Genomic DNA, 26,992 nt, shown 5'->3' on the forward strand with positions numbered 1-26,992 from the left:
AGAGCCGTGACAGACCATCACGTCGATAGGAGGCATGTGGACGGGCAGCAATGCTTGAAGCTAAGCCTTACTAATCGCTCGATCGGCTTGATCTCACCGAGCGCCATGCACAGCGGTAAGCCGCTCTATGGACGTCATCGAAGACGCATCCCGTCACTTGAAACTCGATTTTATCGCGAACAGCGAAAAGGCCGCCTCCCTTGTGGGAAGGCGGCCTTTTCGCGTTTGGCACTGCAAGTGACACTGCAAGTGAGTTTCCGGCTTCCTCTACTCGCCCAGGCCCTTGAACCCCATATCGCTGTCGGCGACGGTGACGAACCAGTTCTTCGGATCGCCGGTCGGCCCGGCAAGCTCCGGCTGGTCCAGCGCCGGCCGCACCATCATGCGGGTCGGCGTGTGCAGGCCGTTCTTCAGGCACAGGAAGCCCATCATCGACAGCGGCCGCGCCGCCTGGGCGTTCAGCGTCCGGCACATCAGCGCGACCATCCCCTGCCGGCGTGCGAGTTCGGTCATCAGCGAGAATGCGGCCACCAGCCAGCCCGGCCGGGCCAGATAGTCGCAGATCACCCCGACCGGCTCCCCCTTCCAATGATCGACGCGCAGCACGACATAGGCCAGCACGGTCTCGCCGCGCATGACATAGAAGCGGCGGAAGCGGTCGGCCTGCGGCGTGGTGTCGAAGCGCCAGTTCAGGAAGGCCCAGTCGCGCCGGGCGATCACGGGATGCTGCGGCGAGGCGGCCTCCCACAGATCGTCGACCCGGTAGTCGAAGCGGTCGATCTCCACCAGCTTGGCGCCGAGCAGCTTGGCCGACAGCCCGTAGCCCATCGAGGCGGTGGCGAGCGCCGGTTTGCCGATCCGCGCGACCAGCTTGGCCAGTCCGCCGCCATAGGGACTGACGCGCAGGCAGCGCAACGGATCGATCACACGCAGATAGGTCGGCACATTGCCGAGGTCGAGCCACCCCGCACGCTTGTAGGACTTGTAGGCGGCCTCCGTCATCGACAGCGACACCGCGAGGTCGCTGGCGCTGGAATGGGTTTCCGACAGGGCGGGACCGACGCCGCGCAGGCGCCATTCCGGGGCAACCATCAGGTCGATCGCCCAGGAGGCCCGGCGGTTGCGGTCGCCGACCTTCAGGGCGAACGGAATGCCGCCCTGCTGGCCGACGACGGCGCCGTTGCGCTTGCACAGCCAGAGCTGCGGTCCCTCATGCTCCCGTTCCGGCGGCTCTTCGAACAGCCAGTGGAAGTGGTCGGGACACAGCTGGATGGCCTCGGCGCCGAAATGCGCCCGCTGGAACGCGTCGAGGGCGGCACGGTCATCCGGCTCGTACCGTCCGACGCCACGCTGTTTCCAGTCGATGACGCTCATGCCTCATCCCCGACGGACACCGGCTGCACCAGATGGGCATCGCGCAGGATGCGGGCGGAGGTCCGGCGCTTCGCGGTGATGTCCTTGTAGACCCGGCGGACCTGCTGCACCGTCAGATCGAGGGCCGCCGCCGCTTCCTCTTCCGTGGCGCCGCGACCGTAGGCGCAGAGCGCCAGGTCGAGCTTGTCGTAGGGCAGGGCGTAGTAGAACTCCTCCTGCGACTGCGGCAGCGTGTAGGTGTCGGTGCTGGGCGACTGGGCCTGGATTTCCGCCGGCAGGCCGAGATAGGCCGCCATCTGGTAGACCTGGGACTTGTAGAGGTGGGCGATCGGCTTCAGGTCGGCCAGACCGTCGCCGCCGCGCACGAAGAAGCCCAGTTCATACTCCAGCCGGTTCGGCGTGCCGAGCACGGCGTAGTTCAGGCGGTCGGCGTGGGTATATTCGACCGTCTTGCGGATGCGCTGCTTCAGGTTGGTGGCGGCAACGACGTCGAGATAGACATCGACCGGCATGCGGCTGGTCTGGCGCTCGCCGTCCGGCGATTCGACGGTCAGGGTGAAGTAGTTGACACGGTCGGCGTCCAGCAGGTTGCCGGCCAGACCGATCTTCTGCTTCCAGCCCGGACCGAATTCCGGGAACAGCCGGCGGATGGCGTTGTCGCGCCGCTCGTAGCAGCCGAGAGCCTCCAATGGACCTGTGATGTTCTCCATCACCGGGGTGACGCCGAGATGCTCGCAGAGCAGGGTGCCGAGACGGGTGCTCTTCGGCGAGTTTTCCTTCTCCGGCATCAAGATGCACAGCACGCGCTCCGGCCCCAGGGCGCGGACGGCGAGCGTGGCGCAGACCGAGCTGTCGATCCCGCCGGACACGCCGAGCACGATGCCCTGGCGGCGCAGATCCTGGGCGACGATGCGTTGGATGGCGTCTTCGATCTCACGCGCCGCGGCCGCGCAATCCAGATCGAGGGCCTTGGAGTCGAACTGAGCGAGGGGCGAGGACAGGGCGTTCAGCATGGTCACGGTTCCCGATGGGGGTTGATGCATCGTCGGTCAGAAATGTATCGCGGCGGTCAGGCCGCGGTAGGCTGAAGCGTGGCGGTCCGGGCGTCGCCGGCCCGATCCTCCAGCACGTGGATTTCGGCACGATCCAGGGCATCGCGCAGGTCGCGGATGCGCTGGGGAAGCTCGTCATGGACGTAATGCGCCAGCATCTGCAGGGTCAGCGTGCCGACCAGGGCCATCTCCTCCCGTTCGCCGGCCATGCGGCCGTTCTGGCGGTGGGCCTTGTCGGCCAGTGCGGAGACGGCGTCGGCATCGGTCAGGCCGTAGCGGGCGAGCGCGTCCGGCGACAGCAGGTCGCGGACATAGTCCGGAGCGCCGTCGCCGAACAGGGCGGTGGTCATCGGGGCGCGGTAGGGGCGCTTCGGCCGCTGGAAGATCTCGGCCGGCAGGTGACGGGCGGCCAGCCGGCGCAGGGCCAGCTTGTCGCGCAGCCCCAGCATCTTGACCCGGTCCGGTAGAGCGGCGCAGAGGTCGTCCACCGCCGGGTCGAGGAAGGGATAGCGGACCTCGATGCTGTTGGCCATGGCGACGCGGTCGCCCTGGGCCGAAAGCAAATAGGGCGTCATGAAGGAGGATATCTCCGCCCACTGGCTGCGGGCGAGCGGCGACCAGCGCGACCAGCCGTCCGGCAGATGGGCCGCCACATGCGCCTCGAAAGCGGCATCGTCGGCTGCGGCCTGGACGTCGGCGGACAGCAGGCGCTGCGACCAGGCGGTGTTCCGCCAGCGGGTGCGGTGGGCGTAGAAGGTCTCCTCCGTATCCATCATCCCGCGCTTGAAGAAGGCCTGCCACAGCGGGCTGTCCTTCTGGCCGTTGACGGCGGCGAAGGGGTGGATGCGGCCCAGCAGCTTCGGCCGCGCCTTGCTGTCGGGCTGTCGCGCCCAGAAGCGGCGGACCTTGTCTTCCTTGAAGATGTCGTAGCCGGCCAGCCACTCGTCGGCGCCCTCGCCGGACAGCACCACGCGGATGCCGCTCTCGCGCACCAGACGCGACAGCAGGAAGAGCGGGGCGGGGGCGGTGCGGACCAGCGGCGTCTCGCCATGGCGGATGACGTCGGGCAGAGCGGCCTGGATGTCCTGCGGGCTGCAGAGGATGTCGTGATGCTCGGTCCCGACATGGCCGGCGACCAGCCGCTGCTGTGGCGTCTCGTCGAAGCCGGCATCGGTGAAGCGGACGCCGAAGCTGTGCATGTGGGTGGTGTCGAGCTTCCGGGCCAGCGCGGCGATCACCGAGCTGTCGAGCCCGCCGCTGATATAGACGCCGACCGGCACATCGGCGCGCAGCCGCAGGCGGATGGCGTCGAGCAGCTTCTCCTCCAGCCGGTCGGCCGCCTCGTCCAGCGACAGTTTGGCGAGCGACGGATCGGTGGCGAAGTCGGGCTGCCAGTAGCGGTCGACATGCAGGGCGAGCGTGGAGTCGACGCGGATGGCGGTGGCCGCCGGCACGCTCTCCACACCGGCGAACACGCTGCCATGCGGCGCGGTGCTCCAATGGGTGAAGACCTGGGCGAGACGGGCCGGGTCGAAGGCGGGCGTCACCCGGCCGCCGCCGAACAGGGCCTTGGCCTCCGACGCGAAGACCAGATGATCGCCGCGCCGGGCATAGAACAGCGGCAGGATGCCCAGCCGGTCGCGGACCAGCCACAGCTCGCGCCGCTTGGTGTCCCACAGGCAGATTGCGAACTGGCCGTTCAGTTTGGCCCAGGTGGCGGGGCCGTATTCCTCGAAGGCATGGACGATCACCTCGGTGTCGGTCCGGGTGTAGAAGCGGTGGCCGCGCGCCTCCAGATCCCGCCGCAGTTCGACGTGGTTGAAGATCTCGCCGTTGAAGCTGATCCAGAGGGTGCGGTCCTCGTTGTGGATCGGCTGGAAGCCGCCGGCGAGGCCGACGATGCTGAGCCGCGCATGGGCAAGCCCGATCCGGTCGTCACGATAGAAGCCGTAGCCGTCCGGACCGCGGTGGCCCAGCATGGCGATCATGCGCTTCAGCTCGTCCAGACCGGGCGGTTCGGCATGCGATCCTGCGAGAACTCCGGCGACACCACACATGAGCGTGCTCTCTGTCCTGGGGTGGGTGTTGTTCGTGGTGGTGTTCTGTGTAGGGGAGGTTAGACCCCCACCTAGCCTCCCCCGCTGGGCGGGGGAGGGACTGCCGCTGCTTTATCGATCAGGCGCCTGTCCCCTCCCCCGCCCAGCGGGGGAGGGTTAGGGTGGGGGGCTCCGCCCGCATTTCCCCCATCAGCTCCGCCCGCCTGATCTTGCCGGAGTCGGTCTTCGGCAGGCTGTCCCGGAACTCGATGAATTTCGGCACGAGGTGGCTTTCCAGTCGGCCGCGGCAGTGCTGCCGGATCGCCGCTTCCGACAGGGCCGCACCGTCGCGCGGGACGAGGAAGGCCTTGACCGCCAAGCCGTCGGCATCGTCGGGGACGCCGATCACGCAGGCCTCCAGAACGCCGTCCAACTCGTACAGTGCGTTCTCGACTTCCCGGGGGCTGATCTTCTCGCCGCGGCACTTGAACACGTCGTCCTTGCGGCTGACGAAGTAGAGGTGACCTTCGGCGTCCTGGGTGAAGAGGTCGCCGGTGAACAGCAGCGTCTCGCCCTGGAGACCGCGGCGCAGGCGGCGGGCGGTCTCCTCCGGCCGGTTCCAGTAGCCGCGCATCACGTTGGCGCCGCGCACCACCAGCTCGCCCACCTGGCCGGGGGGAAGGCGGTTGCCCTCCTCGTCGGCGACGAAGGCCTCGCAGTTGGGGATGGCGCGGCCGACGGAGGCCGGCTTCGCGTCCAGTTCGGCGGGGCTCAGCGTGCTGATGCGGGTGCAGCACTCCGTCATGCCGTACATGGAATGGAAGACGGCTTGCGGGAACCGCTCGCGCAGACGGCGGAGATGGGCGGCCGGCAGCGGAGCGGCGGCGTTGGTCAGATAGCGCAGGCTGCCGAGATCGGCGGTCTTCGCCGCGTCCAGCCCCAGCAGGGTGGAGAAGACCGTCGGCACGCCGGGCAGGCCGGTGACCCGATGCTGGACCATGCGCTTCAGCGTTTCCATCGGGAAGGCGAAGGAACGCTCCAGCACCAGGGTGAAGCCGACGCGGACGCCGGTCATCACCTGGGACAGGCCATAGCCGAAGGTCAGCGGCAGGACGCACATGACCACGTCGTCGGGCGTGTTCTCCAGATATGTGGAGATCGCCCAGCTGGTGTTGACGTAGTTGGCGTGGGTCAGCATCACGCCCTTCGGTCGCCCGGTGGTGCCGGAGGTGTACATGATCGCCGCCAGATCCTGGTCGATCAGACCGGGATCGATCGGCTGCCGTTGCGGGGCCGCCAGCGCGTCGGCGTAGAGGAGCCCCGCCGCACCGGCCGGAAGACCGGCCCCGACCCACAGGACGGCCGGCGGAGTTTCCACCGCCTCCAGCGCCGGCAGGACCTGCCGGGCCAGCGCCGCCGGGGCGATCAGGACCCGGACGCCGGCATCGGCCAGCAGGTAGGTCAGCTTGTCGGCCTTGGTGGACGGATTGACGGGGACGAAGACGCCGCCGGCCTTGAGGGTGGCGAACAGGCCGGCGACATACTCGATGGAGTTCTCCAGCATCACCGCGACGCGGTCGCCGCGGGCGATCCCCGCCGACTGGAGCGCGCAGGCGACGGCGTCGCTTTCACGATCCAGCTCGGCGAAGCTGCGGCGGGCATCCCCGGCGATCAGCGCGGTGCGGTCGGGATCGCGCCGGGCCGTGTCGGTGAGGAGCTGGTGAACCAGATGGGCCATGGGAGGATGTCCTTCTTGCCTTTGCCCGTCTTCTTGGCCGCGCCCGTCTCGGCCATGTCCGTCTTGGGCCGCTTCCGCCGTCGTTCCCGCGGGATCAGGCGGCGTTGCGGAGTTGCTGCTTGCGGCCGACGAAGGCGGCGATGCGGTCCACGGATTCCAGGTTGTCGGCGATCATGTCGTCGTCATCGACGGCGATGCCGAAGCGCTCTTCCAGGAAGGCGACGACGTGCATGATGCCCGTGCTGTCGATGATCCCCGACTCCAGCAGGGATTCGCTGTTGTCGAAGCCGGAGTCCTTGCCGAGCAGGAAGTTCTCCACGATGAACGCGCGGATTTCCGGCAGGGCGGGAGCGGTCAGGGTCGTGTCGGTCAGGGTGGCGGTCCGCATGTCTCTGAAAACTCCTGCTGGGTTCGGTCGACTTGGGTTGCGTCGCAAAAGGGGTTCTGTCGGAAAGAGGGTTCGGTCGAAACCGGGTCCTGGGGCTTCGTCGGGACTGTCCGGGGGCGGGTTCCGGCTGACCCCCTGCCTGCTGTCCTTTCGTCGTTCCGGCCTTCGATTTCGCATCGGCGTGATATGCAATTTTATTGTGACGATCGCGCTGCTTTGCGAGGGATCAAAGGATAGGAGTGCCTTGAAGTCTGTGGTTAGCCACTCTGTTGTCTGGTTATAGGGCTAGATGACGGTGTCCTGACCTTTGGCGTGCGAAAGTAATTGGCGGTCATACGCCTGCAGACTTGGGCTTCGCCATCGACCCCGACCATCCGGACATGACCTCTCCGGCCTCTGCGCCGCCGGTGCCGCCCTTGCGCTTGCGCAGCCATGCCGGGATGCCGGTCAGCTGCACACTGAGCCATTCCACCGTCGCGTCATCGGACACCGGGAAGGCCTTCAGCCGCAGGGGATCTGTGGAGGCGTCGTTCCAGCCGGGATCGATGGTGCGCGCCGTGCGGTAGCCGGCGCGGCGGATCTCCTCGACCTCGCGGTCGCTGAAATCGCCGTTGGGGAAGGCGAAGTGACGGCAGGGCCGGCCCAGCGCCTCTTCCAACTCGGTGCGGCACAGCGCGATCTCGTCGGCGCAGCGGCCGTCGTCGCATTGCAGCAGGATGGGGTGGGTGCGGGTGTGGGCGCCGTAATCGGCGACGTCGGTCATCCGCGCGATCTCGTCCCAGGTCATCGCCTGGCGGTCGGCGCCGTCGCGGTCGGGATCGTTGCCGGCCTCGGCCAGCAGGCGGCGGCGTTCGGGATCGGCGACCCGCTTCAGCCGTTCCACCCCGATGCCGTCGGCGGCGGGGGTCTTCCACCAATAGGGGCGGGCGGTGCCGACGATCTGGCTGCAGAGATAGATCGTCGGACGCAGGTCGAATTCGCGGAACACCGGCGCCAGTTCCGTGTTGTTCCGATGACCGTCGTCGAAGGTGATCACCAGCGGATAGGCGGGCAGCTTGTCCCACCGGCCGGTTTCCATCGCGGTCGCCACCGCGTCCAGGGTGGTGAAGCCATAGTGCTTCGAATACCACCGCATATGCTCGCGCAGCACTTCCGGAGTCGGGTCGTGGTAGACGACGATGGTGACGCCGTGGCGCGCCTTCAGGAACCGCTGCATCGCACCGAACCCCGACCAGCGCACCAGATTGGCGATGGCGTTCTTCATGGTGCTTACCCTCCTTCTTGTCGATGCCCCCGGTCCGTGCCGGGACCGGGGGTAGGGCTGGTCTCGTCGCTTCAGCCGGTCGTGCTCTTGGAGTGGCCGGTCGGCCCGGAGGCCGGCACAGGCCCGGCAGGGACGGCGGGTGTCGTGCTCAGGCTGCCGCGGGCGTTGCGGCGGTAGATCTCCAGCAGCCGTTCGCGGAACACCGCGACGTCGAACTGGCGTTCCCACCGGGCGCGGGCCCCGGCGCCGAGGTTGCGGCGCAGGGTGCGGTCGTCGATCACCCGCGACAGCGTGTCGGCCAGCGCGGCGACGTCGCCCGGCGGCACCAGCAGCCCGGTCTCGCCGTCGGCGATGGCGTCGGGCACGCTGCCGACCGGGGTGGCGACGATGGTCAGGCCTTCCGCCATCGCCTCCAGCACCGACATCGGCAGGCCTTCGAACATCGAGGGCTGGACCAGGACATGGGCGTTGGCCAGTTCGCGCCGGCAGCCGGTCTGATCAAGCCAGCCGGTGAAGGTCACGCGGTCGGCGATGCCCAGCTCCGTCGCGAGGCTGCGGTAGGTCTCCAGGTCGCCGTCGCCGGCGATTGTGACCTGCCAATTGCGGTCGCGGCAGGCGGGGGACGCCAGTGCGTTCAGCAGGACGTCGATGCCCTTCAGCTTGATCAGCCGGCCGAGGAACAGCAGGCGCACGGGACCGGCGAAGCCGTCCTCCGCATCGTCGCGGACGGGGGGCTTCGCCGGGCCGGGAACGGCGTTGTGCAGCAGGGTGGTGCGCTGGCGCGCTTCCGGCCCGAAGGCCTCGGCGACCCAGTCGCGCCAGAATTCGCCCAGCACGACGATCTCGCTGGTCATCGCCATCATGCGGCGGATCGCCCAGCGCATGACCAGGCTAGAGTCCTTGAAGTGCTTCGGGAAACGCCCGCCATGCAGGTGCAGGACGACCGGCACGCCGAAGGCGCGGGCCATGGCGATCAGGATGCCCTTGCGCAGGACGCTGCCATATTCCGCCATGTGGATGTGGACGAGGTCGGCTTTTCCGGCGACGAAGCAGCCGGCGAGGCGGGCGGTGGCCCGTGCGAAGTAGAGGGGCATCAGGTGGAATTTGCCCGGACCGTAGCTGTCGACCACTTCGAACTTCACGTCCGGGCAGTTCTGCCGGAGATCGGTGGTGAAGTTGTCGACCACACGGCCCATTCCGCCTTTCTCCTGGGTGCCGCCGGGGGAGACGATGTAAATCATGTCCACTCCTGATCCTTTCCCGGCCCGCCTTTCCTCTTTCGCGTCCCGGCATTTAGCCGTTTGACGCCCGTCCTTCGACGGCAGCGGCGGGCTTGTTTTGTTTTCGGCCTCTATCCCTTTTGCCTGTCGGTCAGGCGCCGGGGGACTGCAAACAGTGGTGCGGCCGGTCGGCTGCCGCCGGTTGGAACGTTCCGCGGCCGGGGGCCGGGCGACGTGCAGGTGCAAGTTTACGCGATGCCGCACCCGCACGCTGTGGAGCGACCGAACGGGTTGGCCTGCCGGTATGGTTACCCAACCTGTGCATGTTCAATCTCCATTCCGGTTATACGCTTCCTGATTGTTTCCTAACCCGATCATCGAACCGGCGGCGGGTCGCCGTCACCTCCGTTTGGAGGCCGCGGCGGCCGACCCGGCCAGCTTGTCCAGCTCCCCCGACAGCTCGGTTCCGCTGCGGTCCAGCTCCTGGTAGATGGCCAAAAGGGACTTGGCGTAGGCGTCGATCACGAACTGCTTCAGGAAAAGCCGGCGCCCCTGCTCCGCCAGGCGGCTGTAGAGCGCCGAGTCGCTGCCGACCTCCATGATCGCGCCGGCCAGGGCGGCGGCGTCGTTGACCGGGATGATCCGCGCGGTCTCGCCATCGGCCAGCACCTCCGGGATCGAGCCGACCGGGGTGGTGATCACCGGCAGCTGTGCCGACAGCGCCTCAAGGATCACCATCGGCAGGCCTTCATGGGTCGAGGGCAGCAGAAGCATGTCGTGGGAGCGGATGTGGGCGTGCGCCTCCTCCCGGCCGATCCAGCCGAGGAAGCTGCACTCCTCCGCCACTCCCAATTCCGCGGCCATGGCGCGGTAGCCGTCCACGTCGCCGCCGCCGCCGATGGTGACCCGGAAGGGCTGGCCGCGCTCCTTCAGCAGGGCGCAGGCGCGCAGCAGGGTACCGATGCCCTTGCGTTCCGACAGGTTGGCCAGCACCAGCAGGGACAGGACGGCCCCCGGTTCCGGCGGCGGACGGGTGCCGAGATCGGCGCCGACGTCGGGCACGGCGTTGTAGAGCACCCGGATCTTGCGGGGATCGGTGCGGACCGACTGGACCAGATAGTCCCGCCAATTGTCGCCCAGCACGACGACCCGGCCGCAGCGGTTGAACAGCCAGCGGCTGATCGCGCGGGCGAAGACGCCGCCTTCGAAATATTCGACGAAGGACGCGCCGTGCAGGTGGACGACGGTCGGGCAGGACAGCGCCCCGGCCACGGCCTGCACCGCCGCCTTGCGCAGGAAGCTGCCGCGCTCCGACACGTTGATGTGAACGACCGACGCCCGGCGGCGGGCCAGGATCCATGCCATCCGCGCCAGGGTTAAGCCGAGGTAGAAGGGCGACAGCAGAACGCTCCCGGTGCCGCGGGTATCGAGGATGATCGATTGGGTCGTCCCCGTCTTGTCGAACTGGTCGACCACATAGCCCGTCATGCGGCCAATGCCGCCGCCGCCGTCGAGCGCACCCGGCGTCGCGAAGACGACCACGGTGCGCTTGGCCGTTTCCGGCTGGCGGCTGGGGGCACGGCTGTCGTTGATGCTGTCCATAGGCGTCAGGGTCCTTTTCCGGCTCAGGCAGCGTCGGACGCGGAGAACAGGGCTTGGCGCAGCCGGCGTCGCAGTCCGACGGGCATCAGCGAGTGCATGGTGAAGGTGGCGAGTGCCATCGGCGTCGGCTGCCCGTCGCGTAAGGCGGAATTCAGGATCCGCCAGCGGGTGCCTGCGGTGCGGGCCGCCTGCTCGCCGCCGGTTGCCTGGAGGAGAAGGCTGGCGTATGCGCGCGGGGAGAGGTGGTTGCGCATCTCCTCCGCCCATTCCAGCGCGTGGTTGATGTTGTGGCAGGTCGACAGCGTGACCCGGTTGTTCTCCTCGGTGTAATGGACGGCCATCACGTCCGGGATATGGATCAGCGCCACGCCGTCGATCCGGCCGCAGGTGATCAGCCATTCCCAATCGTCGAAGCGGGACTTGGGAACGGGGTTGCGCAGCAGCAGCGCCTTGGGCGTCAGCAGGGTCGTGGTGGGGGCGAAGGTCTCGCCCTTGAACAGCCCGCGGCGGACGAACAGGTAGTCGCCGATGGCGTCGGCCGGCGTCGACAGCCGGCGCGGCCAAGCGAAGGTGCCGCGGGCGGTCACCACCTGACAGCGGCAGCTGATGATGGGGAAGCGGACGTCGGCCGGGCGGGCCGCCATCTGCAGTTCCACCTTCTCGGGCATCCAATGGTCGTCGTCGTCGAGGAAGGCGATCCAGTCGCCCCGCGCGCTGCGCACGCCGATGTTGCGGGCCTCCGCCGCGCCGTGGTTCGTCTCGAGTTCCATCACGGTCAGCCGCGGATCGGCCAATGTCGCCAGATGGGAGGCGGTGGCAGGATCGGGGCCGTCGATCACCACGATCACGTCCAGATCGCGGTAGGTCTGGTCGAGCGCGCTGCGCACCGCCCGCATCACCATGTCCGGACGGTTGCGCGTGGGGATCACGACGGTGACCTGCTCGTTGGGCGCCGCCTCGTCGTTGGCCGCCTGTTCGCCGGCCCCTTGCTTGCCGGCGCCTTGCTTGCCGGTTGCCGGACGGTTGAAGCTTGCCGGCTCGTTGTTCTGGCTCATGGGTCTGCCTTCGGTCGAAGGAAAATGGGAAAGGTCGCTGGTGACTTGGGCCTTGTGCAGGCCGGATGTTCGAAGGGCGGATGCGGCGGCTAGAGTCCCCGGCTCTGGGTGGCGTAGGCCGGCCCCATGCCCGACGGGTTCATCCCGGCCGGGGCATGCCGGTGCAGTCGGGCCTGTTCCGCGGCGCGGTCGTTCAGCAGCCGCTGCCAACGGCTCTGCTGAACCAGACGGACCACGGCGATGGTGGCGATCACCCAATTCATGGAATGGCGCTCGGCGAACACGCTCTCCGACACCGACACCGCCAGCAGGGCGCAGCCGACGGCGAAGGTCCAGGCGGCCTCGGGCCGGCTGTTGCCGTAGCGGGCGGCGAAGAAGCCCTGGAACAGCAGGCGGCAGAGCAGCACCAGCACCAGCGCCACGCCCACCAGCCCGAGGTCGAGCGTCAGCTCCAGCCAGCCGCTGTGGGCCGACGTGATGCCCCAGTCGCGGGTGAAGCTGGACCCCGGACCGTTGAAGCCGAACCAGTAGGCGGCATAGCCGTAGCCCTGCAGCGGACGCTCGCCGACCGAATGAACGATGTGCTCCCACAGGACCGTGCGTCCGGTCAGGGTGGGGTCGCGGCCCAGAGCGTAGAGCACGTCGTACCAGAAGGTGGCGCCCGCCGTGACCATGATGACCAGCAGGGCCAGCAGCAGCGCCATGGTGGGGGCGAAGTTGCGGATGCTGCCGCGCAGCATGGTGGTGGACAGCAGCGCCACCGACACCAGGATGGAGGTGATCAGGCCGGTGCCCGACCGGCTCATGACGATCAGCAGCATGGCCAGGATCATCAGCGGCCGGGTGACCCAGCGGCTCTGCTCCTTCTGCCAGTCCAGCCAGACCAGGGCCAGGATCAGCCAGACCATCATGCGGCCGGTCACGTTCTTCTGGAAGAACACGCCCTTCCAGGCGCCGACATGCTGGGCGCTGTCCAGCCCGATCTCCGGCATCGCGAAGATCATGAAGAAGGAGGCGAACATCAGCACCGACAGCCCGACCACGATCAACCGCATGATCTCGGGGAAGCGGAACCGCAGGCCGAGCCAGATGCCGAACACCGTGGTGAACAGGAAGGCGATCGACCGGCGCAGCGTCACGTCCGGGAACAGGGACCACAATGCGGTCAGGAAGGCGAAGGCGATCATCGCCGTCAGTGCCGGGCTGGCGAAGGGAATCTGGAAGGCGATCGCCGGCCTCAGCGCGATCGCGGCAAGCAGCAGGACATAGATGCCGCCGTAGAAGACCGTGACCCCGGCCGCTTCCAGGTCGCCGGCCAGCGGGTCGCCGCCGGTCAGCATCAGCGGAAGCACCGAGCCCCCGAAGGCCATGATGCCGATGACGGCGATGCTTTTTTCCAGAAAATCGAGGATTTTCATCGGCTTTCCCTTAGGCTGCCGTTCCGGGTTCGGCTTTGCAGCACTGAAGATGCGGTTGCCACCCCCCATCTCGTAGCCGGGCGGTGGCATTAGACCGAAGGAGGTCGCGCCCGAAAGGGGTAGCCGGAATCGCGTTTCCCGCTCCCGTTACCGCCCGAAAAAGGGAATGGACCCTAAGCATTTTCCGGAACGGCGCGGCATTGACGAAAAAAAGACCCCCGCGCGGGTGGCGCGGGGGTCCGGCTGGCATTCGGTCCGGGAGGGCGGCGGCTTTACGAACCGTCGCCCTTCAGCACCATCACCGCGGTCTTGCAGAGGATGAAGAAGTCGAACAGCAGGCCGCAGTTGCGGACATAGAAGACATCCATCGACACGCGTTCCTGGAAGGTGGTGCGGTGGCGCCCCGACACCTGCCAATAGCCGGTCAGGCCCGGACGGACGGAGCCGATCACCGTGGCGGAGTCACCCACCTCCGGCAGTTCCTTCGGCATGTAGGCGCGCGGGCCGATCAGGCTCATGTCGCCCATCAGGATGTTCCACAGCTGCGGCAGCTCGTCGAGCGAGGTCTTGCGCAGGAAGCGGCCGAGCGGGGTGATGCGCGGATCGACCGTCAGCTTGTGGTAGGTCATGTACTCTTCGCGGGCGACCGGGTCGTTCTCCAGCAACTGCTGCAGTTGTTCCTCGGCATCGACATGCATGGAGCGGAACTTCAGCAGGTCGAAGGTCTGCTTGCCGCCGGCCCAGCGCTTCTGGCGGAACATCACCGGGCCGGGGCTGTCCAGCTTGATGGCGACGGCGAGGCCCAGCATCAGCGGCGCCACCACGACCAGCAGGATCGCCGACAGCACGATGTCCATGGCGCGGCGGATGCGCAGGTAGCCGGTCGGCGGACGGACGCTGACGCGCAGGGCCAGCGAGCCGTGCAGGTTGTGATAGGTCGCGTCGACGGCGCTGACGTTGCCCTCGCCCAGCACGCAATAGACCTGGCGGAAGGGCAGGGTGCGCACCAGACCGGTCAGGTCGCTGCCGTGGCGTCCCATGTCGGCGACGATGGCGGCGGTGGCCTGGCGGGCGACGGCGGGCGATTTGGCAAGCAGTTCGACCGGACCCATCACCGGCAGGCCGGCGACGCGGGTCTGCCACAGGCTGTCGTCGTCGTCGACGAAGCCGACCGGACGCATGCCGAGCCAGGGCAGGCGCTGCAGCTTCTCGGCGATGGCGGCACCCTGCGGGCCGGCGCCGACGATCATCACCGGCGTGCGCCAGTCCAGCGCGCTGGACAGCAGCCCCTGGATCAGCAGCAGGTCAGCCACATAGGTGACGGCGAAGCCGAGCAGCGCGATCGACAGCGCCTCCACGAAGAAGGAGCGGAAGCCTTCCATCACGATGAAGGGGACGGCCAGGACGGCGCAGCACAGGAAGGCCGCCTGAAAGGTCCGCCTCGTCCGTTCCATGTAGTCGAAACGACCGAGGGTGTAGATGCCGAACACCGACTTCACCAGCGGCACCAGCATCAGGCCGGTGACCAGCGACCGCTGCCAGGCGGCGGCCTCCACCGGATCGACCAGCGGGTCGGTGCCGAGGAAATGGTTGAGCGTCCAACCCACCAAGGCGAGAACGAGGCCATCGGAGAGTGCCAGCAACAGCCCGGGGGCGATCGTCGGGAACGTCGCCTTCTTTGCCGAGGTCAGATCAATGACCGCTTCTGGGTCCAGTTTGCTCATCGCAGGTCCCGTGGTTGAAGGGAATGCCAGCCACCGCACGGCTATTCGTGCGGGTGGTCGCTCGTCATCAGCGTCTCTTGGGAAACGGCCGGTCTTTACTTTGCTGCGCCGCGAAGTCCGCAGCGGCGCATTTGTGTAAAGATCGCTCTTTCATGATTTTTGTCAGCCGATCCGCGGTTCGTTGAGGACGAATTAGGATGAGGAGGCGCAGGCAGCAACAGTGCATACGGACGTTGATTTCGCGTCCGCGATACCACCGGAGTTTCAAAGGGTGCGCACACCCGAATATTAATGGCGATACTTTTGGATGCTGTACCCGGGGGGGATAGCGTTTCGGGGTAAGGGCAAGGTGGTGCCGCACCCCTGTCGCCACCTGAACCCACCGCGAATTGTGGGTAGAAATGGGCGGCGGCCTCCCTCGACCGGTTGGATCGCCGTGGCGCGGAAGGGGGCAATCGCCAAACTTGCGGGGAGGGGTGTCTGCCCGGCTTTCCCTATGGAGGGTGGTCAACGATTCCGAGCGAAGGCGCGGCGCGAACGCACCCTTGCCTGTTGCAGGGCGTAGGAGGCAGCGTGCCAGTCCGCCGGAATGCCTAATCTGAAGGTCCGGTTCCTCTGGCGGGTTCGCTGACCGAAGCCGTGGTGACTAGCACCGAAGAGTGCCGTCGTCGCTTCAAGGCCGAATTGACGCTTTCCGGACCGCCGCCGAGATTTGGCGCGGTCCTTTCCCGCGCTCCATTCCCGTTGTGCGCCTGTGTGATGCACCGGACGCCGCGCCCCCCATCCCGAGTGGGACCGGGGCGAGCGGGGCGGGGGAGGGACGGTGGGTAACAGGGGGCGAAGGAAACCGGATGGCTCTCGAAGCTGGCACCATCATCAAGCATGGCTGGATGTTCATGGTGGCGAATGTGGTCAACCGCGCCGCGGGACTGCTTCTGCTGCCGCTCTATGCCAAGGTCCTGTCACCGGCGGAGTTCGGCGTCTACGCCCTGATCAGCGTCGTGGGCGACATCGTCGCCGTCATGCTGATGATCGGAATGATCAACGCCTTCACCGTCGTCTATTTCGAACATCCGGACGAGCCCGGCCGGTCCCGCGTTGTCAGCACGACGATGATCGGGCTGTGGGCCGCCTCGCTGGCCCTGTTGGCGGTGGCGCTGCCGGCCGGCTGGGGCGCCAGCGAGCTGCTGTTCGGCAACCGGGACCAGGGACCGATCATCGCCTTCGCCTTCGCCGGCATCGCCTTCAGCGCGGTGTTCGAGCTGGCGCTGGCCTATTACCGGGTCCACAAACGGTCGGGCACCTGCCTGCTGATTTCCGTCGGCAAGGCGGTCGGGCTGATCGGCCTCAACCTCAGCTTCCTGCTGTGGATGGACCTGGGTGTCACCGGCATCTTCCTTGCCAATGCCATCACCTTCGTCGGGCTGGGCGTCGGGCTGACCGTGGCGATCCTGGTGGCGAACGGCCTGGGATTTTCCTTCGGTCTGCTGAAGCGGGTGGCCGTGCTGGGCCTGCCCTTCATGCCGCAGACCATGCTGGACATGGGCAACCAGTTCGCCATGCGCTATCTGGTCAACCTGCTGATGGGCGTGGCGGCGGTCGGCGTGCTGTCCTTCGGGCTGCGGCTCGCCACCATGCTTTACATGTTCCTGACCGCGTCCTTCCTGCAGATCTGGTCGGTCAGCCGGATCGAGGCGCAGGAGAACACCGCCGGCCGGGAACAGTCGGAGTTCGTCTTCTACCTGTTCGTCGTCCTGCTGTCGGCCGCGGCGCTGGGCATGGCGCTGACCGCGCCGGAGGTGCTGTGGCTGATCGCATCCAGCGAGTACGACACGGTGCTGCCCTGCATGCCGCTGCTGGTGCTGGCCTATGTGGTGCACGGCGTGCGCATGCATGCCGAGGTCGGGCTGGTTAAGACCAAGAAGGTCGGCGTGCTGCCGGCGATCTCGCTGGGCGGGCTGGCGGTCGGCGTGCTGATCATGGCCGTCACCCTGGGGCCGCTCGGCCTGATGGGCGGGGCCATCGGCGTGCTGGGGCGCGAGCTGGTGATGCTGGTCTCGACCGAGGCGCTGTGCCGCCGCCTAAGCCCGAAGGAGCCGCCGTTGAGCGTGTTCCGCATCCTGGGCATCCTGGCGCCCGGCGCCGTCGCCTATCTGGCAGGGCTGGCCCTGTTCGGGTTCGAGGTGAACCCCACCTACGCCGCGGCCAAGGTCGGCCTGACCATGCTGTTCGCCATCGTCGCCCTGTTCGGGCCGAGCTTCGGCAAGACCGACCGTGCGATGCTGTTCCGCATGGCCGGCCGGTTTCTTCGCCGCCCGCAGACAGCGTGACAATGATTGACCCCCGGGAGGATCACACCGCGATGCAGGACGCTCCCCGCTACTCCTATCGGCAGACCGTCGCGGCGGACGCCGTCCGCTACGGCGGCGGCTCCGGCCTTGGGGCGGTGCTGAAACTGCTGGCCGGCAACCGCATGTTCCGGGTGACCTTCACCCTGCGCAGCTGCCAGGCGGCGGACCGGATGGCCGGGCCGCTGCGCAAGCCGCTGCTGGCCGCCTGCCGGCTGCTGCACCGCTGGACCCAGCATTCCGCCGCCATGGACCTGCCGTGGGAAACCGAGGTCGGGCCCGGCCTGCGCATCCTGCACGGCTGGGGGCTGGTGGTGAACGCCAACGCCCGCGTCGGCGCCAACGTCACCCTGTTCCACGGCGTCACGCTCGGCCAGAAGGACGACCTGCTTCCCACCGGGCGGGTGACCCATTATCCGGAACTGGGCGACGGCGTCTGGGTCGGTCCGCATGCGGTGGTGATCGGCGTGTCCATCGGCGACGAGTGCATCGTCGCCGCGTCCTCCGTCGTCACCAAGCCGATGCCGCGGCGCACCGTCGTCGCCGGCAATCCGGGCAAGGCGGTGGCGGAGGTCGCCATCCCCGACATCCCGCATCCGGCGCCGGTCGGCGGCCCGTCCGCCATGGCGGCGACCGCCGCCGCCTCGCCGGTTCCGGGCTGAAGCTCCTGATTTCAGGAACGGCGAAGGGGCCGGCAGCGTGGCTGCCGGCCCTTTCCCGTTACGCCTGATGTCCGGAAGGACAGACCCTTAGGCGGCGTGCGCCAGCGGGTCGTGCCACTCCATGCCGTGGTAGCCGGTGTCGTAGGCGGCGTGCGACAGGTCGGTGACCGAGCTGTCGATGCTGGCAACCGACGCCGTCGGCAGGTCGGCGGCGGTGCTGCTCGCGGTGGTCAGCGAGTGGGCCAGCAGGTCGGCCGAGCTCAGCGACGCGGCGGCGGCCTTGGCGGCGGCCGAGGTGATCGTGCCGGTGCCGGTGGCGTCGGCGATGGTCGCGGCGGTCGAGTTGGAGATCTTCAGGCTGAAGGTCTCGTTGCCTTCCGTCACGCTGTCGCTCAGCACCTTGACCGAGACGGTCTTGGTGGTTTCGCCGGCGGCGAAGGTCAGCTTGCCGCTGGTGGCGGCGTAGTCCGAACCGGCCTTGGCCGTCCCGTCCACCGTGGCGTAATCCACCGTGACCGGGGTGCTGGAGGCGGCCGACAGCTTCACCGTGAAGGTGGCGTTGGCGGTGCTCGGGCTGCTGGAACCGCTGTTGGTGTCGAAGATCGCGCCTTCCATGGCCGGCTTGATCAGGTTGATCTTGGACTGGTTGATGGTCTTGTAGTCGTCCATCAGGATGCCGCCCACGTCACCGGATTCCGGCGTCCAGGCCCAGAAGGTCCAGCTCATGCCCTTGTCGCCGGCGGCGATGTCGCTCTTGCCGTCCAGGTTCCAGTCGCCGTTCAGGTACTTGCCCATGGTCCGGGCCCAGGTCTGCTCGGCCGAGCTGTTGAACAGGCCACCCCATTCGCCGAGCAGGATCGGCGCGGTGTCGTTCTTGTACAGGTAGCCCCACATCTTGTCGTACTGGGCCGGCAGGTTGTTCGGATAGGCCGGGTCGTTCAGCCAGCTGAAGTTGCCGACGCTGTGGCCGTAGGCATGCGGCGAGTAGACGAGCTTGTTGGGTGTGTCGAAATGGATCGGGCGGGACTGCGCGCCGGCCAGCGTGCTGCTCCACTCCGTGCCTTCGACGAACAGCAGCCAGTCCTTGTTCACGGTCTGGATGGCGTTGCCGATGCGCTCGGCGGCCGAGGCCCAGTCGGTGGCGGCGCTGCCGCCCCAGGTGGCCGTGACGCTCGGCTCGTTGTGCAGGTCGGCGCCGACGACGGTCTCGTTGCCGGCATAGTGCTTGGCCAGCATCTTCCAGTTCTCGATGACCTTCGATTCCGGGAAGCGGCTGGTGTACCACAGCCCGTGCTCGTTGGTGCCGGCGCCGCCGTCGTTGCGGTGGTGGTCGAGGATCACCTTCATGCCGAGCTTGCCGGCATGGTCGATGACCTTGTCATAGACCTGCAGACGGGTCAGGCCGACCAGATCCGGGTTCTTCGAATAGTCGATGCCGTTGGTCACCGCCGAGCTGGTGAACATCTCGTCCGACATGGTCAGGCGGATGGTGTTGAAGCCGACCGACTTCATCTTCTCCAGGTGGCCCTGGTAGCTGTCGGCCCACAGGCCGGCGGGCACGTAGTTGTAGCCTTCGCCGCCGAACCAGTTGATGCCGGTGAGACGGACGGTGTTGCCGGCCTCGTCGACGATCTGGTTGCCCTTGGTGCTCAGGAAGCCCTGGATGCCGCCGGAGGAGGTGCTGCCGGTCGGCTCGGTCACCGACACGTCGTTGACCGACAGGCTCGGCTGCGACGGGTTGGACGGGGTCGGCGTGGTGGTGGTGCCGCCGAACCAGGACTTGTCGGCCTTCACCTCCATGGTGCCGTTCCACCACATCGCCTTCTGGCCGGCGACGACGTCCCTGCCGTCCAGCGCGCCCTTGTCGATCGACACGATGCTGTCGGTCGGGGCGACGGCGTGACCGCCGATGGTGATCTTGTTGACGTACAGGTTGCGGTCGATGCCGCCGACCACGCCGTCGTTGTCGTACTGGATCTGGACCTTGTGGGCCACGTCGGCGCTGACATTGGCGTTGAAGGTGAAGTCCTTCGCGGCGGTGCCGGCGGTGGCTTCACCGATCACCTTGCCGTCGACCAGAACCTTGAAGTGGGCGTTCACGCCACCGGCCGCATTGCCGTAGGCGTTCACGACGATCGGCGTGCCGCCGGTGGTCGGGGTGGTCGGCGTGGTGGGGATGGTCGGGGTCCCGGCGGCGCCGGCGAACACGTCCTTGGACATGTTGAAGTCGAGCGAGCCGCTCCAGGACAGAACTTCGCGGCCGGACAGGGTGCCCTGGCCCTCAGCGGCGTAGGAGACCGTCGAGCTGTTGGAAGCGATGGTCTTGCCGTTGACTTCGATCGACTTGACGATCAGATCGCGGTACATGCCGGCCTTGTCGGTCGACAGCCAGTCGTTGTCATACACGACCTGGACCTTGTGCGCGGCGTCGGGCGCCACCTTGGTGGTGAAGCTGTACTTGCCAGCGCTGGTGGAATTGACCGTCGCCTGGCCGACGGAGACGCCGTCGACGAGGAACTTGAAGTGCGGCCAGACTCCTCCGGCAGCCACACCCGAGGCATTGACGACGAAAGTCATATCGACGGGGTTCGTTGCCATTGGAAGTAATCCTCTTTTCCGTGTTTTCTCTGGAGCTCAGAGTGGCCGGAAAAGGTTAACGAGGTATTTCAAATTTTAGGGAAATGCGGCTCTAATGCCACTGTCTCCTGTGAAAAGAAAGGGACACGAAAAACCCCTTTGTCGATGCATTGCTGCAACAAAGGGGTAGATCGTGTCCCTGAATCTTTGTTTTTCAGTGCTTTAGAAGTGCGCGAAAAGCGGTCATTTCGGTTTGTGAGCCACCACGAACACCTCTGGGCGGAACATAAAGAGCTGACCAACCCTTCCGAGCTTGCGATTAAGGGTTAACGGCAAGCGTCCCAAAAATGCCTCAACCAGCCGCACATAGCCAAAATAGGCGCGGCTGGCGAAATGCAGGTTCAACCGGCGGCGCACCGCCATCGGCACCACATAGACCGCCTCGACGCGGTCGAAACCGGCTTGGCGCAGCATCGCCGCCGTCTCGCCCCAGCGGTATTCGCGCAGATGCATGCAGACCGGCTCGTCCAGTCCGAACACCTCCGACAGGTCGGCCGGGCCGGCGAACTTGTGCGGCATGCTCAGGACGTATTTCCCGCCCGGCTTCAGGATGGTCCGGACATTCGTCATGTGGGTGACGACGTCTTCGGGATGCATGTGCTCGACCACATGGGTGGAGATCACGCTGTCATAGCGGTCGGCCGGTTCGAACCGGGCCAGATGCACGCCGTCGCTGTTCTTCCAGGTGATGTTGGAATCCTGCTCGATCCAGCTGGCGCCGCGTTCGCGCGTCACCTCGGTGGCGACGCAGCTATAGCCGTGGCGGGCGAGATAGCGCAGCAGGCGCGCCTTGCCCGATCCCACCTCGTACACGTCCTGCGGGCCGCCCAGCAGGGTCAGGAAATGGCGGAAGTCCAGCTCGTCGTCGCGGGTGTGGGCGTCGTCCTCCGCCTCGTTCAGCCAGGGGCAGCTGCTGTAGAGCGTGGTGTAGGCCTGCTCGAATGCGTCCCAGCGCTCTTCGGGTTTGGTCGCCAGCAATTCGCGGGCAAGGCGCCGTTCCAGGTCCCAGTGCCGGTGAACCATCTCCGCCGTCAGCGGATAGGTCGGCGAGAGGTGGAACTTCCGCCGGTAGCGCTCGACGAGAGCGTCTCCGCCCGTTTGGTCGGCGGGCAGGCGATCCATCGGCAATGTGTCGGCTGTGTTCTGCACGATCGACCTCTCCTTCAGGGGGGTGCCGGACGCTTTGAGGGACTCTAAACGGGAGCGCAACCGGACGCTCGCACGCGAAGGGGCGGGGGCGCGGGCCTATCGGAGGGGGTGGAAACCGAGAAGGGCGTACCCCCGCTGCGCACCGCACCGTTTCAGGTCGCGGGCGGCTCAGCCCGACCGTGCCTTGCCGGTCCGCGCCTTGTCCTGCAACGTGTCCACCACCGCCGCATAGAGCGGCAACGGCCGGGAATTCGCATCATAGGGCGAGGGATGGGGCTTCAGCTCCGCATGCTCCCTGGCGATGAAATTCAGGTCGGAGCGCAGGTGCCACCAGCACAGCTCCTCCAGCCGGGCATTGTCCAGCACGTCCGCCAGATAGTTGCGGGCCAGCAGGGCCATCGCCCGGTCCTTCTCCGCCCGCGACCAGGAACGGGGCAGGCGCGTCTCGTCGACGTCCATCTCCGTCAGATGGACGGACAGGCCCAGCTTGTCGACCGCGCGGAGGAATTTGCGCATGCCCGCGCTGTCATAGGGCTTGCCGCCGATCAGGTGGCTCTGCAGACCGATGCCGTGGATCGGCACGCCGCGCTTCACCGCCCCGGTCAGCCAGTCCAGCAGATAGGCGCGCTTGCGCTGCTGCCAGCCCTCGTCGATCTCGATGCCGAACTCGTTCAGCACCAGCTTCGCCTTGGGGAAGGCCTTGTGCACATGGTGGAAGAAGGGGTCGAGCCATTCCGGCCCCTTCTCGGCGCCGCCTGCCGCCACCCACCACATGCCGCGGCGGAAGCCGTAGCGGTCCTGCTGGCGCGGGTGGCTTTCCTCCGTCTCCCAGAAGAAGACCTCGTTTGCGACGTCGATGCGGTAGAAGATGTCGCCGTAGCGCTGGCGCACCGCCTCCACCACGCCGGTGAAGCGCGGCCAGACGTTTTCCTCGCTCAACGTGCCTTCGGGCGAGAAATAGGCGCTTTCCGAAATGCCCAGCTCCGCCTGCCGGGCCGCCGGAAGCTTCATGTAGGGCGGCATGCCCATATGCTGCCAGATGATCGTGTGCCAGTTCGGCGTTGCGCCGATCGACCGCGCCAACTCGACCGCCGCATCGAAGCGGCGCCAGTCGTAATTGCCTTCGGTGTGCTGGAAGAGCCCCCATTTGCCGCCGTTCTCGGGGGTGACGACGTCGCATTCCCGCGCCATCAGCCGATCCAGCATCGGGTCGTCCGGGTCGATGTAGTGGTCACGCGCCGCGCCGTGGCGGATGCCCAGCGCCCGGCAGGCGTCGCGCAGCGTCACCGCCGGCTCCGCAGCCCCGGTGGCGGCTTTGGAAGAGGCGGCCTCGGCCGGCGTCGGGCCGGAGGCGCCGCGGCAGCTGGCCAGCACGGCGCCGGCGGCGGCGGTCCACAGCAGCTCGCGCCGGGAGGGGCGCCATTTGGGAAGGCCGGGCTTCGGAAGCGTGATCATGGGGAGGGGGGTCTCCTCTGGTCGCGGTGGCCGGTCGCTGAGTCTGTCCTTGGCAGGACAACGACGAGTCTGTCCTTGGCAGGACAACGACATACGGTTAATCGAGCGACGTCGCGCTTCGGATGCCCTTCTCCCCTTGAGGGAGAAGGGTTGGGAAGAGGGGTGCGGCGGCCGCAGGCCGGAGGGAATCAATGGGTTTGCGACCCCTCACCCCAACCCCTCTCCCACAGGGGGAGAGGGGCTGTCTCAGCGAACACGTTGAATGCAATTGCCTGTGGTCATGAAGAGACCCCTCCCTCCGGGCGCCGCAGCGTCCGGAGGAAAAGGGTCTCGGGGTAGAAGGAGCTTCAGGTCACCCGCTCTACGGGCCGCTTACGGAGCGGTCCGCAGGGTGGTGTCGCCATAGTATTTCCGGGTCGCCATGTAGCTGTTGTAGGGACCCTGGTAGCCGCGCGACGCCGCCTTCTTCAGGTTCACGTCGGTCATGACGGCGACGAACTTGCTGTGGTCGATCGGACCCAGGTCGGCGACCGCCTGCAGGTCGCTGGCCGTGGTGTGGCCCCAGCGGCTGACGAACAGCACCTTGGAGGCGGCGCCGCAGACGATGCGGGCATCCGACACGGCCAGCGCCGGGGCGGTGTCGAACACCACCAGGTCGAAGTGCGGCGACAGGCCGGCCATCAGGTGGATCAGGCCGTCGACGTTGAAGCGGTCCAGCGTCTCCGGCATCAGGCGGCCGGCCGGGATCATGGCGTAGGGCGCCTGGTCGCTGCTGTGCACGATCTCGTCGAGCGTGGCGGTGCCGGCGATCCAGTCCGACAGGCCCTTCTTGGCCGACAGGTTGAACAGGCCGTCGATGCGCGAGCGGCGGAAGTCGGTGTCGACCACCACGACCCGGCGGCCGGCCTGGGCCGCGACCTGGGCGACGGCGAGGCTCATCGAGGTCTTGCCGTCCTGCGGGCGGGCCGAGGTGACGGCGATGGAGCCGACCGGACCCAGATCCGACAGGTGGTTGCGGAACAGGGCGCGCATCGATTCCGAGAACAGCGAGAAGGGATGGTTCTGGAAGATCTGGTCCAGGCGGCCGCGGGTGCCGCGGGTGGAGTGGTGCGGGACGATGTGGACCGTGCCGACGCCCAGGATGCGGCGGACGGCGTCCGGGGTGCGGATGCGGCGCTGGAACAGCTCGATGCCGAAGACGATGAAGATGGCGACGGCGAGCGAGGCGACGAAGCCGGCCAGCAGCAGAAGCATGCGGAACGGACCCGACGGCTCATGCGGGACCTGCGGCGCCGACACCAGCTTGACGGCGGTCGGGAAGGCGCGGTTGTCCTGCTGGGCCTGCACCTCTTCCAGACGGCCGAGCAGGCTGTCCAGCAGCTGGCGCTTGGCCTGGGCCTCGGCCTCCAGCGTGCGCAGCGGCACCGCTTCCACGGCCATGGTCTGATAGCCGGATTCCAGCTTGGCGATCATGCCCTTGAGGGCGTTTTCCTGCTCGATGGCGACGTTTGCCGCCTCGCGGACGCCAGCGATCTCGTGGCGGACCTCCTGCTGCAGCGAGGAGTTGGCCTCGTTCAGGCGGGCCTGCAGTTCCTGGATGCGCGGGTGCTTCGGACCGTACTGGCGCGACAGCTGGGCCAACTCGGTGGAGATGGAGGCGACGGTGGCGCGCAGCTGGGCCACGACCGGGGAGGCGAGGCTGCCGCCGTTGCCGGAGCTGCGCTCCAGCGTCTGGGCCTGGGCGACGGCGCGGGCGCGGAGAGCCGCGGCCTCGGCAAGGCGCAGGCGGGCCTGTTCAAGCTCGGTGGTGGCCATCAGGCCGTTGGTGCCGTTCTTGACCAGGCCGGCCTTGAAGCGGACGGCGTCGACCTTGGTGTCCGCCTCCGCCACTTCCCGGCGCAGGGTGGCGATGCGGTCTTCCAGCCAGGCGACGGCGCTGGTGGACAGGTCGCGGTCCATCTGCTGGCGGGTTTCCATGTAGCGGCGGACGACGGTGTCCACCACCTTCTGGGCGATCTCCGGTTCGCGGGCGGTGTAGCGGACCTGGATCACGCGCGACCGGCCGACGACGCCGACTTCCAGGTTGCGGCGGACGCGGTCGAGGACGCCGTCGATGCTATCGGCGGCGCGCGTCTCGCGCAGCTGGGTGTCCTTGGTCATGTCGTCGCCGTGGGCTAGCACGGCCTGGACGACGCCCGGCAGTTCGGGGCCGAACACGGCATGGGCCTGCTCGCGCGTCCAGGCGGTGGCGCGCTCGACGAAGGGCTTCGTCTCGTCGGCCTGGACCGGCGGGTTGAACTCCTGGTTCGTCGCCAGCTTCAGGTCGGCGACGGCCTGGCTCAGCACGGCGGTGGACTTCAGGATTTCGATCTCGCTGAGGATCGCGCCGTCTTCCGGCGTGATGGCGTTCAGCGCCTGGTCTTCCGCCCGGACGACCCGGACCTGACGGTTGTCGACCAGCAGAAGGGCTTCGGAGGTGTACTTGTCCTTCATCAGCGAGACGGCGAAGGCCGACAGGGCCGTCAGCGCCAGCACGATGACGACGATCAGCGTCTTGTGCGCCGCCAGCACCCGCAGGATGAACCGGAAGTCGGGGCCCATGGCCGGAGCGGGGCCGTCGAACTCGCGCGGCACATGGTGGCCGACCTGGGTGGGCCACGCCGGAGCCGGCGGGCCGCCATGGCCTCCGTTATTGATCTGGGGAAGATTTTCCACGTCTCAAAGCTCCTTCTGGATGGGCGACCGCCGGATCGGTGACGGAGCGATCCGGGTTGGATCGGGCGCTGCGGCGCCCGTTTCGCGGGTGCGGAGGGATGCGGCACGACGAAGGCGAAGGGTGCTCCAGGCGAAGCCGAAGGCACCGATGCAATAGCGGCGGAACAGGCGGCGCGGCTCCTGCGCCAGCCGGAAGGCCCATTCCATGCCGGAACGCTGGACCGCCTCCGGGGCGCGCTTGAAGCGGCCTGCCAGGAAATCGACGATGGCGCCGCCGTTGACGATCAGCACCGGGTGGTCCAGCGCGCGCTTCAGCTCCGCCGCGACCTGTTCCTGCTTGGGCATGCCCATGGCGAGCAGGATCACGTCGGGGCGGGTGGCCCGCGCCTGGGCGATGTAATGCTCCACCGGGTGGAAACCGTGCTGCAGGTCGGCGTAGCGGTGCGGCGTGGCCTCCTCCAGCAAGACGCGGGCGCGGTCCAGCCACGGGGTGGCGGTGCCGTAGATCGCGATTGCGCGGGGGGTGAGAGATTTCAGCAGCAGCGGGATGAAATCGGTGCCGTTCATGTTCAGGCCGGCCGGCATGCCCAGCACCGGCAGGACCGCCTGCAGCCCTATCCCGTCGCGCAGCAGCACGTCCGAGGCGGCGAAGGCGGCCAATGCCTCGTCCGACCCCATGCAGACGTTCAGCCCATGCGCGTTCAGGAAGGACAGCACCGTCGGACGGTCCACCGCGCCCAGCCGATCGACCAGGGCCCGGCGCTCGCCGTCGTTCGAAATACACCGCATGCGCTCGATCAGTTCCAGGACCTCACGAGGATTCGGCATGCGCATCTCCCAATGAAAATTAGTCAGAGCAAAGCGTTGATCGTTTCACGCCGGATCCTGTTGCCGATCCGGCGGCCGGTTCGGTTCGGCCCGTTCGCCGGGAAGCGGCGGCTAACCCGTTGGGGGCGGACCACCAAACCTGCGTGGCTCTATGTGGCCGGTGCTCCCCCCTTTTCGCACGGGCGAGATCGGCGAAACGGCGACGGATTCGAATTAGCCCGGGCTTGCTCCCTTCGGGGGATTCGGCTTGCCGAATCGGCCGGTCAGACCCATAAAGAGAGACCCCGGCCATAAAGAGAGACCCTGGCGCTCTATGGCTGTTGTCCG

At 67.4% G+C, this 26,992-nt stretch carries 18 protein-coding genes and 1 rRNA gene; 3 read left to right on the plus strand and 16 right to left on the minus strand.

The genetic code is table 11. The features are described from left to right. A 23S ribosomal RNA gene (locus J2Y49_RS20380) occupies nucleotides 1-95 on the plus strand; the annotation flags it as partial. Between the two features lie 172 nt (nucleotides 96-267). On the opposite strand, the gene J2Y49_RS20385 is transcribed toward J2Y49_RS20380, so the two are convergent. The 11 genes from J2Y49_RS20385 to J2Y49_RS20435 form a co-directional block, all read right to left on the minus strand. Continuing rightward, complete coding sequence (locus J2Y49_RS20385) at nucleotides 268-1,374, minus strand: GNAT family N-acetyltransferase (protein WP_310116771.1); 1,107 nt, start codon at nucleotides 1,372-1,374, stop codon at nucleotides 268-270. After that, nucleotides 1,371-2,387 carry an NAD(+) synthase gene (gene nadE, locus J2Y49_RS20390; RefSeq protein ID WP_310116772.1) on the minus strand — a complete coding sequence of 339 codons (1,017 nt, stop codon included), beginning with the start codon at nucleotides 2,385-2,387 and terminating at the stop codon, nucleotides 1,371-1,373. Before nadE ends, J2Y49_RS20385 begins: the two co-directional genes overlap by 4 nt. A gap of 56 nt (nucleotides 2,388-2,443) precedes the next feature. Next, on the minus strand, nucleotides 2,444-4,483 hold the full coding sequence (gene asnB, locus J2Y49_RS20395) for an asparagine synthase (glutamine-hydrolyzing) (RefSeq protein WP_310116773.1): 2,040 nt from the start codon (nucleotides 4,481-4,483) through the stop codon (nucleotides 2,444-2,446). Nucleotides 4,484-4,601: 118 nt separating this feature from the next. Further along, nucleotides 4,602-6,200, minus strand: coding sequence for an AMP-binding protein (locus J2Y49_RS20400; RefSeq protein ID WP_310116774.1), 1,599 nt, complete (start codon nucleotides 6,198-6,200; stop codon nucleotides 4,602-4,604). A 94-nt stretch (nucleotides 6,201-6,294) separates the two neighbouring features. Further along, nucleotides 6,295-6,588 (minus strand): acyl carrier protein, encoded by a 294-nt coding sequence (locus J2Y49_RS20405; RefSeq protein ID WP_310116775.1) that lies wholly within the window; start codon nucleotides 6,586-6,588, stop codon nucleotides 6,295-6,297. 331 nt (nucleotides 6,589-6,919) lie between these two features. Then, the gene (locus J2Y49_RS20410; RefSeq protein WP_310116776.1) at nucleotides 6,920-7,852 is read right to left on the minus strand and encodes a polysaccharide deacetylase family protein; all 933 of its coding nucleotides are present in this window, start codon (nucleotides 7,850-7,852) and stop codon (nucleotides 6,920-6,922) included. A gap of 71 nt (nucleotides 7,853-7,923) precedes the next feature. Then, a complete protein-coding gene (locus J2Y49_RS20415; RefSeq protein WP_310116777.1) occupies nucleotides 7,924-9,093 on the minus strand; it encodes a glycosyltransferase family 4 protein in 1,170 nt (389 codons plus the stop codon). A 378-nt stretch (nucleotides 9,094-9,471) separates the two neighbouring features. Then, nucleotides 9,472-10,674, minus strand: coding sequence for a glycosyltransferase family 4 protein (locus tag J2Y49_RS20420; RefSeq protein ID WP_310116778.1), 1,203 nt, complete (start codon nucleotides 10,672-10,674; stop codon nucleotides 9,472-9,474). A 23-nt stretch (nucleotides 10,675-10,697) separates the two neighbouring features. Then, nucleotides 10,698-11,729 carry a glycosyltransferase family 2 protein gene (locus J2Y49_RS20425; RefSeq protein WP_310116779.1) on the minus strand — a complete coding sequence of 344 codons (1,032 nt, stop codon included), beginning with the start codon at nucleotides 11,727-11,729 and terminating at the stop codon, nucleotides 10,698-10,700. Nucleotides 11,730-11,818: 89 nt separating this feature from the next. Beyond that, the gene (locus tag J2Y49_RS20430; RefSeq protein ID WP_310116780.1) at nucleotides 11,819-13,147 is read right to left on the minus strand and encodes an O-antigen ligase family protein; all 1,329 of its coding nucleotides are present in this window, start codon (nucleotides 13,145-13,147) and stop codon (nucleotides 11,819-11,821) included. Between the two features lie 272 nt (nucleotides 13,148-13,419). After that, nucleotides 13,420-14,871, minus strand: a complete 1,452-nt coding sequence (locus J2Y49_RS20435) for an exopolysaccharide biosynthesis polyprenyl glycosylphosphotransferase (protein WP_310116781.1) — start codon at nucleotides 14,869-14,871, stop codon at nucleotides 13,420-13,422. An 851-nt stretch (nucleotides 14,872-15,722) separates the two neighbouring features. Between J2Y49_RS20435 and J2Y49_RS20440 the strand changes: the two genes are divergently transcribed. Further along, on the plus strand, nucleotides 15,723-17,201 hold the full coding sequence (locus J2Y49_RS20440; RefSeq protein WP_310116782.1) for an oligosaccharide flippase family protein: 1,479 nt from the start codon (nucleotides 15,723-15,725) through the stop codon (nucleotides 17,199-17,201). A 32-nt stretch (nucleotides 17,202-17,233) separates the two neighbouring features. Beyond that, a complete protein-coding gene (locus J2Y49_RS20445) occupies nucleotides 17,234-17,881 on the plus strand; it encodes a serine acetyltransferase (protein WP_310116784.1) in 648 nt (215 codons plus the stop codon). 87 nt (nucleotides 17,882-17,968) lie between these two features. Here the strand turns inward: J2Y49_RS20445 and J2Y49_RS20450 are convergent, their stop codons facing one another. The 5 genes from J2Y49_RS20450 to J2Y49_RS20470 all read right to left on the minus strand — a co-directional run bounded on the left by J2Y49_RS20450 (nucleotide 17,969) and on the right by J2Y49_RS20470 (nucleotide 26,665). Then, nucleotides 17,969-20,479: a cellulase family glycosylhydrolase gene (locus tag J2Y49_RS20450; protein WP_310116785.1), complete on the minus strand. Its 2,511-nt coding sequence runs from the start codon at nucleotides 20,477-20,479 to the stop codon at nucleotides 17,969-17,971. Nucleotides 20,480-20,701: 222 nt separating this feature from the next. Beyond that, the gene (locus J2Y49_RS20455) at nucleotides 20,702-21,667 is read right to left on the minus strand and encodes a class I SAM-dependent methyltransferase (RefSeq protein ID WP_310116786.1); all 966 of its coding nucleotides are present in this window, start codon (nucleotides 21,665-21,667) and stop codon (nucleotides 20,702-20,704) included. 168 nt (nucleotides 21,668-21,835) lie between these two features. Further along, entirely contained in the window at nucleotides 21,836-23,122 is a 1,287-nt protein-coding gene (locus J2Y49_RS20460; RefSeq protein WP_310116787.1) for an endo-1,4-beta-xylanase, read from the minus strand. 372 nt (nucleotides 23,123-23,494) lie between these two features. Continuing rightward, on the minus strand, nucleotides 23,495-25,837 hold the full coding sequence (locus J2Y49_RS20465) for a polysaccharide biosynthesis tyrosine autokinase (protein WP_310116788.1): 2,343 nt from the start codon (nucleotides 25,835-25,837) through the stop codon (nucleotides 23,495-23,497). A 3-nt stretch (nucleotides 25,838-25,840) separates the two neighbouring features. Then, on the minus strand, nucleotides 25,841-26,665 hold the full coding sequence (locus tag J2Y49_RS20470; protein WP_310116789.1) for a WecB/TagA/CpsF family glycosyltransferase: 825 nt from the start codon (nucleotides 26,663-26,665) through the stop codon (nucleotides 25,841-25,843). Nucleotides 26,666-26,992: the final 327 nt, after the last annotated feature.

The sequence above is a fragment of the Azospirillum sp. BE72 genome (genome assembly GCF_031455875.1).
Taxonomy (GTDB): Bacteria; Pseudomonadota; Alphaproteobacteria; order Azospirillales; family Azospirillaceae; genus Azospirillum.

Excerpts from the sequence above, each read along its gene's own strand:
- nadE (WP_310116772.1), bottom strand. The coding sequence starts at position 2,387 with ATGCTGAACGCCCTGTCCTCGCCCCTCGCTCAGTTCGACTCCAAGGCC.
- J2Y49_RS20405 (WP_310116775.1), bottom strand. The coding sequence starts at position 6,588 with ATGCGGACCGCCACCCTGACCGACACGACCCTGACCGCTCCCGCCCTG.
- J2Y49_RS20430 (WP_310116780.1), bottom strand. The coding sequence starts at position 13,147 with ATGAAAATCCTCGATTTTCTGGAAAAAAGCATCGCCGTCATCGGCATC.
- J2Y49_RS20415 (WP_310116777.1), bottom strand. The coding sequence starts at position 9,093 with ATGATTTACATCGTCTCCCCCGGCGGCACCCAGGAGAAAGGCGGAATG.
- J2Y49_RS20385 (WP_310116771.1), bottom strand. The coding sequence starts at position 1,374 with ATGAGCGTCATCGACTGGAAACAGCGTGGCGTCGGACGGTACGAGCCG.
- J2Y49_RS20420 (WP_310116778.1), bottom strand. The coding sequence starts at position 10,674 with ATGGACAGCATCAACGACAGCCGTGCCCCCAGCCGCCAGCCGGAAACG.
- J2Y49_RS20410 (WP_310116776.1), bottom strand. The coding sequence starts at position 7,852 with ATGAAGAACGCCATCGCCAATCTGGTGCGCTGGTCGGGGTTCGGTGCG.
- J2Y49_RS20460 (WP_310116787.1), bottom strand. The coding sequence starts at position 23,122 with ATGATCACGCTTCCGAAGCCCGGCCTTCCCAAATGGCGCCCCTCCCGG.
- J2Y49_RS20470 (WP_310116789.1), bottom strand. The coding sequence starts at position 26,665 with ATGCCGAATCCTCGTGAGGTCCTGGAACTGATCGAGCGCATGCGGTGT.
- J2Y49_RS20400 (WP_310116774.1), bottom strand. The coding sequence starts at position 6,200 with ATGGCCCATCTGGTTCACCAGCTCCTCACCGACACGGCCCGGCGCGAT.
- J2Y49_RS20450 (WP_310116785.1), bottom strand. The coding sequence starts at position 20,479 with ATGGCAACGAACCCCGTCGATATGACTTTCGTCGTCAATGCCTCGGGT.
- J2Y49_RS20440 (WP_310116782.1), top strand. The coding sequence starts at position 15,723 with ATGGCTCTCGAAGCTGGCACCATCATCAAGCATGGCTGGATGTTCATG.
- J2Y49_RS20425 (WP_310116779.1), bottom strand. The coding sequence starts at position 11,729 with ATGAGCCAGAACAACGAGCCGGCAAGCTTCAACCGTCCGGCAACCGGC.
- asnB (WP_310116773.1), bottom strand. The coding sequence starts at position 4,483 with ATGTGTGGTGTCGCCGGAGTTCTCGCAGGATCGCATGCCGAACCGCCC.
- J2Y49_RS20445 (WP_310116784.1), top strand. The coding sequence starts at position 17,234 with ATGCAGGACGCTCCCCGCTACTCCTATCGGCAGACCGTCGCGGCGGAC.
- J2Y49_RS20435 (WP_310116781.1), bottom strand. The coding sequence starts at position 14,871 with ATGAGCAAACTGGACCCAGAAGCGGTCATTGATCTGACCTCGGCAAAG.